Annotated in this window: 10 protein-coding genes; 1 reads left to right on the top strand and 9 read right to left on the bottom strand. The window is 69.9% G+C overall.

Going from position 1 to position 12,200, the window contains the following annotated elements; translation table 11 throughout:
- Nucleotides 1–4: 4 nt before the first annotated feature.
- The 9 genes from RBR11_RS04515 to RBR11_RS04475 all read right to left on the bottom strand — a co-directional run bounded on the left by RBR11_RS04515 (nucleotide 5) and on the right by RBR11_RS04475 (nucleotide 10,313).
- Nucleotides 5–1,087, bottom strand: coding sequence for a D-alanine--D-alanine ligase family protein (locus RBR11_RS04515; protein WP_308488109.1), 1,083 nt, complete (start codon nucleotides 1,085–1,087; stop codon nucleotides 5–7).
- Entirely contained in the window at nucleotides 993–2,084 is a 1,092-nt protein-coding gene (locus RBR11_RS04510) for an NAD(P)H-dependent glycerol-3-phosphate dehydrogenase (protein WP_373889771.1), read from the bottom strand. The genes RBR11_RS04515 and RBR11_RS04510 overlap by 95 nt, the downstream gene beginning before the upstream one ends.
- Nucleotides 2,085–2,136: 52 nt before the next feature.
- Nucleotides 2,137–2,889: a lysophospholipid acyltransferase family protein gene (locus RBR11_RS04505; protein ID WP_308488107.1), complete on the bottom strand. Its 753-nt coding sequence runs from the start codon at nucleotides 2,887–2,889 to the stop codon at nucleotides 2,137–2,139.
- Nucleotide 2,890: 1 nt separating this feature from the next.
- The gene (murA, locus tag RBR11_RS04500; RefSeq protein ID WP_308488106.1) at nucleotides 2,891–4,249 is read right to left on the bottom strand and encodes a UDP-N-acetylglucosamine 1-carboxyvinyltransferase; all 1,359 of its coding nucleotides are present in this window, start codon (nucleotides 4,247–4,249) and stop codon (nucleotides 2,891–2,893) included.
- Between the two features lie 75 nt (nucleotides 4,250–4,324).
- Entirely contained in the window at nucleotides 4,325–4,921 is a 597-nt protein-coding gene (gene leuD, locus RBR11_RS04495) for a 3-isopropylmalate dehydratase small subunit (RefSeq protein ID WP_308488105.1), read from the bottom strand.
- A 5-nt stretch (nucleotides 4,922–4,926) separates the two neighbouring features.
- Nucleotides 4,927–6,360, bottom strand: a complete 1,434-nt coding sequence (gene leuC / locus RBR11_RS04490; protein WP_308488104.1) for a 3-isopropylmalate dehydratase large subunit — start codon at nucleotides 6,358–6,360, stop codon at nucleotides 4,927–4,929.
- A 199-nt stretch (nucleotides 6,361–6,559) separates the two neighbouring features.
- Complete coding sequence (locus RBR11_RS04485) at nucleotides 6,560–7,381, bottom strand: glutamate ABC transporter substrate-binding protein (protein ID WP_308488103.1); 822 nt, start codon at nucleotides 7,379–7,381, stop codon at nucleotides 6,560–6,562.
- 1 nt (nucleotide 7,382) lies between these two features.
- Nucleotides 7,383–9,119 (bottom strand): amino acid permease, encoded by a 1,737-nt coding sequence (locus RBR11_RS04480; protein WP_308488102.1) that lies wholly within the window; start codon nucleotides 9,117–9,119, stop codon nucleotides 7,383–7,385.
- Between the two features lie 192 nt (nucleotides 9,120–9,311).
- Complete coding sequence (locus RBR11_RS04475) at nucleotides 9,312–10,313, bottom strand: TerC/Alx family metal homeostasis membrane protein (RefSeq protein ID WP_308488101.1); 1,002 nt, start codon at nucleotides 10,311–10,313, stop codon at nucleotides 9,312–9,314.
- Between the two features lie 298 nt (nucleotides 10,314–10,611).
- On the opposite strand from RBR11_RS04475, the gene RBR11_RS04470 reads away from it, so the two are divergent.
- A complete protein-coding gene (locus RBR11_RS04470) occupies nucleotides 10,612–12,060 on the top strand; it encodes an HNH endonuclease signature motif containing protein (RefSeq protein ID WP_308488100.1) in 1,449 nt (482 codons plus the stop codon).
- Nucleotides 12,061–12,200 lie beyond the last annotated feature (140 nt).

Below are 12,200 nucleotides of genomic sequence, written 5' to 3'. Positions count from 1 at the left end.
CGGATCAGCGGCGCAGCCCCGCCTCGATCAGCTCGGTGATGAGGTCGCGGTAGCTCAGCCCGGAGGCGATCCAGCACTTCGGGAACATCGAGATCGGCGTGAAGCCGGGCATCGTGTTCAGCTCGTTCACGACGAGCGTGCCGTCGGCGGTGAGGAACATGTCCACGCGCGCGAGCCCGCGGCCGTCGACCGCCTCGAACGCACGGATCCCGGCCTCCTGGATGGCCGCGATCTCCGCGTCCTCCAGCGCGGCCGGGCAGACCACGTCCACGCCGTCGCCGCCGAGGTACTTGCCCTCGAAGTCGTAGAAGCCGCGCGTGGTGAGCACGATCTCGCCGGGCACGGACGCGCGCGGCGCGGCCTCGCCCTCGAGGATCGCGACCTCGATCTCGCGGCCCACGACGCCGGTCTCCACGAGCACCTTGTCGTCCTCGGCGAACGCGATCCGCATCGCCTCGTCGAACTCGGCGGGGTCGGTCACCTTGGACACGCCGACGCTGGATCCGGCGCGGGCCGGCTTCACGAACAGCGGCAGGCCGAGTGCGGCGACCTCGGCGCGGACCGCCTCGGGGTCGGCGGCCCACCGCCGAGCGCGGACGGTGACCCACGGAGCGACCGCGATGCCGGCGGCCTGCAGGGCGACCTTCATGAAGTGCTTGTCCATGCACAGCGCGGAGTCGAGCACTCCGCCGCCGGCGTAGGGCACCTCGAGGGTGTCGAAGTAGCCCTGCAGCGTGCCGTCCTCGCCGTGCGGGCCGTGCAGCAGCGGCAGCACGACGTCGATCGCGCCGAGGTCGTCCACGGTGCCGTCCGCGCGGGTGACCCGCAGCGTGCGGATCCCGCCCGGCTCCGGCCACTGCACGCGCGTGCCGTTGTCGACGACCTCGGGCAGCCGCTCCGCGTCCAGCGGGAACTTCTCCGGGTCGTCGTCCTCGAGCACGAACGCGCCCGCGCGGGTGATCCCGACGGGGATGACGTCGTAGCGGTCGCGGTCAAGCGCGCGGAGCACCCCTCCCGCCGTGGCGGAGCTGATCGAGTGCTCGCTGGAGCGCCCTCCGAAGAGCACCACCACCGTCTGCTTGTCCATTGCCCGTCCCTTCCCCCTGCGGGGTGTCGTCGTCGGTGGTCAGATGGGGGGCGATGTCGCGCGGATCCATGGTGCCGTCCAGTACCATCTTCACCTGCTCGACGATCGGCATCTCCACGCCGGCGGCTCGGGCCAGCTGCAGCACCGGCGCGACGGAGGCGAGCCCCTCGGCCGTCTGCTGCATCTGCTTGACCACGTCCTGGTAGCTGTATCCCTGGCCGAGCAGGCGCCCGGCGGTGTTGTTGCGGCTGAGCGGCGACTGGCACGTCGCGATCAGGTCGCCGAGGCCCGCGAGGCCCTGCAGCGTGCCCGGCTGCGCGCCGTTCGCGACCGCGAAGTCGGTCATCTCGACGAGCCCGCGGGTGATGATCGACGCCTTCGTGTTCTCGCCGTAGCCGACGCCGTCGACGATGCCGATCGCGACGGCGATGAGGTTCTTCAGCACGCCGCCGAACTCCGTGCCGATCACGTCGGTGTTCACGAAGCTGCGGAAGTAGCGGTTGCGGGCCGTGCGGGCGACGATGTCCGCCGTCTCCTCGCTGTTCGAGGCGATGACCGCGGCCGTCGGCTGCTCCTTCGCGATCTCGAGGGCGAGGTTCGGGCCGCTGGCCACCGCGATGCGATCCGGATCGCAGCGCAGCTCCTGCTCGATCACCTGGCTCATCCGCAGCCCGGTGCGCATCTCCACGCCCTTCATCAGGCTGATGAGGGGCACGTCCGAGTTCTGCAGGAGCGGCCGCAGCGCCTTGAGGTTCTCCCGCAGCGTCTGGCTGGGCACGGACAGGTACACCTGCTCGGCGCCGTTCAGCGCCTCGGAGAGGTGGTGCGTCGCGGTCATCGCGCGCGGCAGGTTGATGCCGGGCAGGTACTTCGAGTTGCGCTTCGCCTCGGCGATCTCGTGCGCGAGCTCGGGGCGCCGCGCCCACATGGTCACCTGGGCTCCGCCGTCGGCGAGGATCTTGCCGAAGGTGGTCCCCCAGCTGCCCGCGCCGATCACGGTCACGCGCGGCCCGGAGCGCGCGGCGGAGGTGGAGCGCACCGCACCGGTCCTAGGAGTCAAGGCGACCCGTCTCCTTCTGGCCATGGTCGGCCGGGTTCCAGCGCTCGGCCGGAGCCTTCTCGCCGCGCAGCTCCTCGAGCAGCGCCGTGACGGCGGCCATGAGCCGGTCGGTCGCCTCCACCATCGCGGAGTGCGAGCCCTTGCGGTGCTTGAGGTCGGAGAGGTCGATCGGATCCCCGATGAGGACCTCGACCTTCCTCCGCGGCGGCCACAGGCTCAGGCCCTTCTGGTAGCGGCCCATGATCTCCTGGGTGCCCCACTGCGCCATCGGGATGAGCGGGATGTCGCCGGCGAGGGCCAGGCGAACGGCGCCCGACTTGCCGCGCATCGGCCACAGCGCGGGGTCGCGGGTGAGCGTCCCCTCCGGGTACACGATCACGCCGCGGCCGTGCCGGGCGAGCTCCTTGGACTGGGAGATCGTCTGCTTGGCCGCCGCGAGCGTGGTCGCACGGGCTACCGGGACCATGCCCGTGCGGCGCAGCGCCCAGCCCAGCACGGGGACGTTGAACAGACTCTCCTTCGCCATGAACCGCGGGGCGCGGCCGAGGCGCCAGACGGCGAGGGCGACGATCAGCGGGTCGTACTCGGAGTAATGGTTCGGGGCGAGCACGAACGCGCCGTCCCGGGGCAGCTTCTGCTCCCCGCGGATCCGGATCTTCGCCGTGTACGACACGAACGGCACCACGAAGACCGCCAGCAACCAGAACAGGCTGGGGCGGGTCTTCTCCGCGGTCGCGCGCATGTCAGCCGATCACGTCGAAGTCGGCGCCCAGCGCGGTGAGCTTGTCGAGGAACTTCTCGTAGCCGCGGCTGAGGATGTCGATCCCGGACACCCGCGACTCACCGGTCGCGGTCAGCGCCGCGATGACGTGGCTGTAGCCGCCGCGCAGGTCGGGCACGACGATGTCGGCACCGTGCAGCGGGGTCGGTCCGGTGATGACGGCGGCCTGCTCGAGCTCGCGGCGGGCGACGCGGCGCGGGCCGTCCTGCAGCCCGTGCGGGTGCACGACGATGTCGGCGCCCATCTTCACGAGCGCGTCGGTGAAGCCCATCCGGTTCTCGTACACGGTCTCGTGCACGACGGAGCGGCCGTGCGCCTGGGTGAGCGCGACGACGAGCGGCTGCTGCCAGTCGGTCATGAAACCGGGGTGCACGTCGGTCTCGACGATGACGGGCTTGAGCGCGCCGTCACGGCGGAACAGGATCCCGTCCTCGCGCACGTCGAACCAGCCGCCGGCCTTGCGGAACACGTTCAGGAACGTCAGCATCTCCTGCTGGCGGGCGCCGCCGACGAAGATCTCGCCGTCGGTCGCGAGCGCCGCGCACGCCCAGGAGGCGGCCTCGTTGCGGTCGAAGATCGAACGGTGGTCGTAGCCGCGCAGCTTGTCCACGCCCTCGATCAGGATCACCCTGTTCGGCTCGTAGGAGATGATCGCGCCCATCTTCTGCAGCACCGCGATGAGATCCATGATCTCCGGCTCGATGGCCGCGTTGCGCAGCTCCGTCTGCCCCTGCGCGCGGACGGCCGTGAGCAGCACCTGCTCGGTCGCCCCGACGCTCGGGTACGGCAGGTGGATGTTCGCGCCCTTGAGCCCGTTCGGGGCGGAGAGGCGGATGCCGCTGGGCAGCTTCTCGACGACCGCGCCGAACTTGCGCAGCGCGTCGAGGTGGAAGTCGATGGGGCGGTCGCCGATGCGGCAGCCGCCGAGGTCGGGGATGAACGCCTGGCCGAGCCGGTGCAGCAGGGGGCCGCAGAACAGGATCGGGATCCGCGAGGCGCCCGCGTGCGCGTCGATCTCTTCGAAGTGCGCGGACTCGACGTCGCTCGGGTCGAACACCAGCGCGCCGGGCTCGTCGCCCTCGGTCACGCGCACGCCGTGCACCTCGAGCAGCGAGCGCACGACCGCGACGTCGCTGAGGTCCGGGACGTCGCGCAGGGTGCTGACCGTCTCACCGAGGAGAGTCGCCACCATGGCCTTGGTCGCGAGGTTCTTCGCGCCCTTCACGTCCACTCGGCCGTGCAGTGGCCGTCCGCCGCGGATTGCCAGGACATCGCCCGAAGGCTTCGAAGCGAGCGTGGTCTCGTGCAGCGGTGTCGTCATTCAGGACCTCTTCTTGTGAAACGGGCGCGGCCGGAGCCGCCGGGCGGATGCCCTGGGCTCACGGCCGCGTCCGGTTCAGGGAACAGGAAGCGTGCGTGGCCGCCACGACTCGCGGCGGGCCTCGAACTGCGCGATCTTGTCTTCGTTGCGCAGGGTGAGCCCGATGTCGTCGAGCCCTTCGAGGAGCCGCCACCTAGTGTAATCGTCGATGCCGATGGCCGTCTGGAAGCCCCCGATCGTGGCGGTGCGCGCCTCGAGGTCGACCGTGATCTCCCGGCCGGGATCCTCGTCGATCAGGGCCCAGATCCTCTCGATGTCGGCCTCGTCGACGGTCGCCGCGAGCAGGCCCTGCTTGCCCGAGTTGCCGCGGAAGATGTCGGCGAAACGGGGGCTCAGCACGACCTTGAAGCCGTAGTCGCGCAGCGCCCACACGGCGTGCTCGCGGCTGGATCCGGTGCCGAAGTCGGGTCCGGCGACGAGCACGGACGCGCCCTGGAAGGACGGCTGGTTGAGGACGAACTCGGGGTCCTGCCGCCAGGCGTGGAACAGCGCGTCGTCGAAGCCGGTCTTGGTGACCCGCTTCAGGAACACCGCCGGGATGATCTGGTCGGTGTCGACGTTCGAGCGCTTCAGCGGAGCGGCGATGCCGGTGTGCGTGGTGAACTTCTCCATGGTGATCAGGCCTCCTCGGTCAGATCGCTCGGGCTGGACAGGGTGCCGCGGATCGCGGTGGCCGCGGCCACCAGCGGCGAGACGAGGTGCGTGCGACCGCCCTTGCCCTGCCGGCCCTCGAAGTTGCGGTTCGAGGTCGAGGCGCAGCGCTCGCCCGGGGCGAGCTGGTCGGGGTTCATGCCCAGGCACATCGAGCAGCCGGCGAAGCGCCACTCGGCGCCGAAGTCGGTGATGACCTTGTCCAGGCCCTCGGCCTCGGCCTCCAGGCGCACGCGCGCGGATCCCGGCACGACCATGACGCGCACGCCCTCGGCCTTCTGCTTGCCCTTGATGATGGACGCGAAAGCCCGCAGGTCCTCGATCCGGCTGTTCGTGCAGGATCCCATGAAGACCGCGTCGACCTTCACGTCCTTGAGCGGGGTGCCCGGGGTCAGGTCCATGTACTCGAGGGCCCGCTCGGCGGCGCTGCGCTGGTTCGGGTCGGCGATGTCGGCCGGGTCCGGCACCGAGGACGACAGGGACACGCCCTGGCCGGGGTTGGTGCCCCAGGTCACGAACGGCTCCAGCTCGTCGGCGTCGATGAACACCTCGGCGTCGAAGACCGCGCCCTCGTCGGTCGGGAGCGTGCGCCAATAGGCGACCGCGTCGTCCCAGTCCTGCCCCTGCGGCGCGTGCGGCTTGCCCTGCACGTACGCGAAGGTGGTCTCGTCGGGGGCGACCATGCCGGCGCGGGCGCCGGCCTCGATGGACATGTTGCAGATCGTCATGCGGCCCTCCATGGAGAGGGCGCGGATCGCGCTGCCGCGGTACTCGAGCACGTAGCCCTGGCCGCCGCCGGTGCCGATCTTCGCGATCACGGCGAGGATGATGTCCTTCGCGGTCACGCCCGGGCGCAGCGTCCCCTCGACGTTGATCGCCATCGTCTTGAACGGCTTCAGCGGCAGGGTCTGCGTGGCCATGACGTGCTCGACCTCGCTGGTGCCGATGCCGAACGCCATCGCCCCGAACGCGCCGTGCGTGGAGGTGTGCGAGTCGCCGCAGACCACGGTGATGCCGGGCATCGTCAGGCCCAGCTGCGGGCCGACGACGTGCACGATGCCCTGCTCGGCGTCGCCGAGGGAGTGCAGGCGGACGCCGAACTCCTCGGCGTTGCGGCGCAGCGTCTCGATCTGGGTGCGGCTGGTGAGGTCGGCGATGGGCTTGTCGATCGCCAGCGTCGGGGTGTTGTGGTCCTCCGTCGCGATGGTGAGGTCGACACGGCGCAGCGGGCGCCCTTCGGTGCGCAGGCCGTCGAAGGCCTGCGGGCTGGTGACCTCGTGCACGAGGTGCAGGTCGATGTAGATGAGGTCGGGCTCGCCGTTCTCGCCCTTCACGACGAGGTGGTCGTCCCACAGCTTCTCGGCGAGCGTGCGAGGTCGGGCGGATGCGTCGGTTGTCATGCTTGCTTCTCCTGGATCGAGGTGCGGCCGTGTCCCATGACGACAGGGCGAGACTCCGCGGCGAGGAGGGCCTAGATCGAGGTCTCGCCGCGGCCGCTAAGGAGAAGCACCGCCTGCATGCGCACGAGCTTACCTCTGCCCTGGGTGGGAGTCTCCCACCCACCCTGGGCCCTCAGGCGGGTGCCGTGCGCGGGAAGCGCTACTTCACGGTGGGCGGCGCCGGGATCGCGTACCCCGAAGGGGCGATGTTGGCGTCGAGGGACTTCTTCCACGCGCCCGACGAGATGTACTCCTTCAGCGCCGAGCGCACCGCGTCGACGCGGTTGTCACCCTTCTTCAGGCCGATCCCGTACTGCTCGTCGGTGAAGCCCTTGCCGATCACCCGCAGCACGCCTTTGTACTCGGGGACGGCGGCGAAGCCCGCCAGGATGAGGTCATCGGTCGACACCGCGTCGACCGTGCCCGCGGCGAGGTCCCGCACGCACTCCGACCAGGACGGCACCTTCACCACCGTGATCTTCCCCCGGTAGTGCGCCGTGAGGTAGTCGATCGAGGTGGTGCCGGCGGCCGCGCACACCTTCTTGCCGTCCAGGGTCTCGGGGCCCGTGATCGTGTCGTCGTTGCGGCGGATGAGCAGATCCTGGTGCGCGACGAAGTAGGGGCCCGCGAAGTCGATCTCCTTCTGCCGCTCCGGCGTGATCGAGAACGTCGAGACCACCAGGTCGACCTTGCCGCCGGTCAGCGCGCTCACCCGCTCGTCCTGGTCGATGCGCTGCCAGGTGATGTTCTTCGTGGGGACGCCGAGTCTGCCCGCCACGTAGTTGGCGGTGTCGATGTCGAAGCCGGCGTAGCCCGCGGCGGTCTTCAGGCTCACTCCGGGCAGGTCGTCGGCGATGCCGATCGTGAGGGTCGCGGATCCGGTCGCGTTGTTGTCGCCGGTGTTCGTCGGGAGCGCCGACGAGCATCCCGCGACCATCAGGGAGACCGTCAGAAGCCCGAGGACGGCGGTGAGACGACGCATGTCACTTCCCCCTTTCTTCCGGGTTCCCGTCTCTGCCCTCGGGCGGGTTCTTGTCCGGCTCGTCGAGGTTGTCCCACTCGTGCATCTCGATCTGCACCGTGCCGAGTCCGGCCAGGTCCTCCCCGTCGTCGGTGGCGGCGTCGAGGTTGTCCCACTCGTGCGCCTCGAACTGGACCGTGCCGAGCGCCGCGATCGACTCGGTCCGCGGCCCCTCCGCCGGCGGCGGATAGCGCAGCCCGGTGTCGGTCCACCTGCTGAGCAGCCGCCCGCCGGTGTGCGCCACGACCCGCCGCTTCACGATCAGCCACCCGATCTCGAAGATGACGATGAGCGCCGGGATCCCGATCACGACCACGACGAACCCGGTCTTGTGCCAGAAGTACGGCGACGCCTGCCAGCCCGAGATGGCCATCCCGACCAGCACGAACAGGAGGAAGGCGAGACCCAGGTAACTCGTCCACGGCGTGCCCGGCGCCCGGAACGAGCTCGGCGGCAGCACCCCACGATCGGTGAGCCTGCGCAGCCTGAGCTGGCACAGGAAGATCGTGCCCCAGGTGAACACGACCGCGATCGACGCCGCCTCCAGGGCGATCTCGAACGCGTCGGGACTCACCGCGTTCAGGAGGGAGCCGAACACGTAGACGACGGCGGTCATCACGATCCCGGCCCACGGCACACCCGACGCGCTCATCCGGAGCGTGAACCCCGGCGCCTGCTTCGCCATGCCGAGGCTGCGCAGCACCCGGCCCGTCGTGTACAGGCCGGAGTTCAGCGACGACATCGCGGCGACGATGAGGATCGCCTGGATCACGTTCGCCATCCACGGCATGCCCATCCGGCCGAACACGGTCACGAAGGGGCTGATGCCCGCGGTGAACTCGCTCGTCGGCAGGATGCACACCAGCAGCAGCAGCGCGCCGCAGTAGAACACGCCGATCCGGACGATGACCGCGTTCACCGCCTTCGGCACCTCGCGCTTCGGATCCTCCATCTCGCCGGCGGCGATGCCGACCATCTCGATCGCCGCGTAGGCGAACACGACGCCCGACATCACGATGATCGGGCCGTACCAGGCGAAGCCGCCGCCCGTCGGCCAGAAGCCGCCCGGATTGGACCAGAGGTTCTGCACACCGGCGCGATGCCCTCCGACGTCGAAGCTGAACGCCACGACGACGAGACCGACGACGAGGAAGACGATGATCGCGGCGACCTTGAGCACGGACGCCCAGAACTCGAACTCGCCGAAGGCCTTCGCTGACAGCAGGTTCACCACCAGCACGACGGCGAGCGCGATGAGCACGGTCGCCCAGGTCGGCATCTGCGGCCACCAGTACTGGATGTACAGGCCGACCGCGCTCAGCTCGGCGATTCCGGTGAGGGCCCAGTTGGTCCAGTACATCCAGCCCGTGTAGTACGCCGCCTTCTCGCCGAAGAACTCGCGCATCCACGACACGAAGGCCCCGGACGTCGTGCGGTACAGCACGAGCTCCCCGAGCGCCCGCATGAGGAAATAGGCGATCACGCCGACGAACGCGTAACTGAGCACGAGCGCCGGGCCGTTGCTGTGCAGGCGGGAGGCGGATCCGAGGAACAGGCCCGTGCCGATCGCCCCGCCGATCGCGATCATCTGCACCTGGCGGCGGTTCAGTGTCTTCTTGTAGCCGGCCTGCTCTGCGGCGTGCTCGGCGCCGTGCGCGTCCTCGAAGCGCGGCGTCTGCGTGGCGTCCGTCTGCGACATGCGATCCCCCTCCGGGCGGTTCCACACCGGTGGGGCGGGTCGCTTCGCGGCCCGGAGCATCGGCGCTGACGTGCTTCGAGGATGACAGATGCCCGGGCACGAGGCAACGAAGGGTACGGGCGCGGCGTGCGATCCCGGCCGCGGCGTGCGATCCCGGCCGCGGCGTGCGATCCCGGCACCGGCGTCGCCGGCTCAGCCCGCCGTGATGCCCTGCTGCCGCTTCTCCCGGCCCGAGGCGATCAGGCTGGCGGTGGTCGCGCCGAGCATCGCGACGACGATCACCGCCAGCGACAGCCAGATCGGCACGTCGGGAGCCCACTCGATCGGCCGGCCGCGGTTGATGAAGGGCACGGTGTTCCGGTGCATCGCGTGCAGCACGAGCTTGACGCCGATGAAGCCGAGGATCACGGCGATGCCGTAGTGCAGGTAGCGCAGCCGGTCGAGCAGATCGCCGAGCAGGAAGTAGAGCTGGCGCAGGCCCATCAGGGCGAAGATGTTCGCGGTGAAGACGAGGAAGCCGTCCTGCGTGATGCTGAAGATCGCGGGGATCGAGTCGATCGCGAACATCAGGTCGGTGACGCCGATCGTGACGAACACGACGATCATCGGCGTCCAGATCCTCCGGCCGTCGACGACCGTGCGGACCCGGCCCTCGTCGAACGCGTCGCTGACTGGGACGAGGCGGCGGACGAGGCGGACGGCGAAGCCCTCCTTCGCGGCAGCGTCCTCCTCCTGCTCCTTCTCCGGCATCGCCTGGCGGATCGCCGTCCAGATGAGGAAGGCGCCGAACAGGTAGAACACGGGAGCGAAGTTCTCGATGATCGTCACACCGAGCACGATGAAGCCGCCGCGCAGCACGAGCGCGATGATGATGCCGACCATGAGCACCTGCTGCTGGAGTCTGCGCGGCACCGTGAACCGGGCCATGATCAGCACGAACACGAACAGGTTGTCGATCGACAGGCTGTACTCGAGGGCCCATCCGGTGAGGAACTGCCCCGCCGGATCCGCCCCTCCCACCAGGAGCAGGAGCCCGGCGAAGCCGAGCGCGAGCACGACGTAGAACACCACCCACAGGGTGGACTCCTTCGTGGAGGGGATGTGCGGGCGCAGGCGCACCAGCAGCAGGTCGCCGATCAGGATCAGCACCAGGACGGCGAGGGAGACGATTTCGAACCAGACGGGGACGTCCACGAAAGGGCCTTTCGAAGGGGTCGGTCAAAGACCGAAAGTCTCTCCCCCGCTCGAAAGCGCCACGCGCCCGGAGACCCGTCGACGGGCCTCGTGATGACGATCGCGTGAAGTCGGGATACTCCCCTTCGCGGGGTCCATTCTACGGCACCGCCCGGAGGCCGTCGCTTCGACGGTCTCAAGGAGCCGCGTGCGAGTCACCACGCGCGGCGATCGACGCGCACATACCGGGAACCCACGGGGTTCTCCACCGATCCTGGATCAGATCTCCCAATGTCGGTGCCCTGGGAGAGAATCGAGTATGGAACTTTTCACCGAAGTCGAAGCGCAGCTGAGAGTGCTGCGCGAGCTGCTCGGTGATGCGATCGATCCGGCGGAGTTGGTCACCCGGATGGAGAACCTCAGCGACGACGAGAGCCTGCGGGCGATCTCGGCCGCGACCGCGCTGATCCGATGCGGTGAACAGATCCGCGTCGTCGGCGCGGCGCTCGTCGCCGCTCGCTCCTCCCGCGAGAGCGGGCACGCGGGCCTGGCGCAGTCACGCGGGCATCGCAACGCGGTCGCTCTGGTGCAGGATCTCACCGGGGTGACGAAGATCGAAGCCGCGCGACAGGTGCGTGTCGGGGAGGCGCTGCGGGATGTGGCGCACACGCCGCCCGATGCCCGGGGCGTCGGCGGGGTCGACGACGCCCCGGCCGATCCCGCGCCGCCGTGGCACGCGGCGTTGGGGCGGGCGCTGCTCGACGGGCTGATCTCGACGGCTCAGCACGACTCGATCCGCCGTGGACTCGGCGAGCCGATCGAGGGCGCCGAGGAAGCGTGGGCCCAGGCCGCGGATCAGCTGACCGTCGAGGCGGGGCGACGCACGGTGGAGGAGCTGCTCGCGCACGCCCGCACGATCCGTGATCTGATCGACGCGGAGGGCGCCGAGACCCGGTTCCTGGCGCGATACGAGCGTCGTTCGTTCCGCACCTACCTGGATCAGGACGGGATGCGACGGGCGTCGATCGCCTTCGATGACGAGGGCGGTGCGCTCGTCGACACGATGTTCGCCGCCGCGCTGCGCCCTCGCCGTGGTGGGCCGCGATTCGTGGATCCGGACGAGAAGTCGGTCGCCGAAGACCTGACCGCGGATCCGCGAACGAACGACCAACTGGCCTACGACCTGCTGCTGGATCTGATCCGGGCGGGCGCGCTCGCGGAGCCGGAAGCCGTCTTCGGCACGCGGCAGGCGGGGCTGCGGCTCGTGCAGGTCGTCGACCGCGACGGCGCGGCCGCTCCGCTCGTCCACACGGAAGACGGGGTGACCGCGCTGCCGGCGGCGATCGGCGAAAGGCGCGTCTGCGAGGCCGGGATAGTGTCGGTGTCCGTGGACTGCGGCGGCAATCCGCTCGATGTCGGACGGGAGTCCCGGCTGTTCACGCCGCGGCAGCGCGTCGCCCTGGCCGTCCGCGATGGCGGGTGCCGATGGGACGGATGCGACAGACCCGCGTCGTACTGCGAAGCCCATCACATCGACGAGTGGGAGCGGGACCGGGGTCGCACCGACGTCGACCGCGGGATCCTGCTCTGCCGATTCCATCACATGGAATTGCATCACGGTGGTTGGCGGATCACGCGGGACGGGACCGGAGACTTCGTGCTCCACCGCCATGACGGACGAACGCTCGTGCTGCGCCATCGGCTTCCGCTCCGGTATGCCTGGGGGGACATCGATCCTCCACCGAGACGATTCCGCCCCGCCGCCTGACGTGCCCCATCGGGAGCGCGAAGGGCCTGGCGGAGTGCGCGCGCCGGATGGTCCGGCGTTTCAGGCCCAGGCCTCGCCAGGCACTCGGCAGGCTCCGGGCACCCGGGGCCCCGGGTGCCGGGTGCCGGGTGCTGGCCAGG

It is taken from the genome of Microbacterium capsulatum (genome assembly GCF_030865425.1).
GTDB classification, from domain to species: Bacteria; Actinomycetota; Actinomycetes; order Actinomycetales; family Microbacteriaceae; genus Microbacterium; species Microbacterium capsulatum.
The sequence above is the reverse complement of the archived record's forward strand: the minus strand, read 5'-3'. Positions and strand labels throughout refer to the sequence as shown.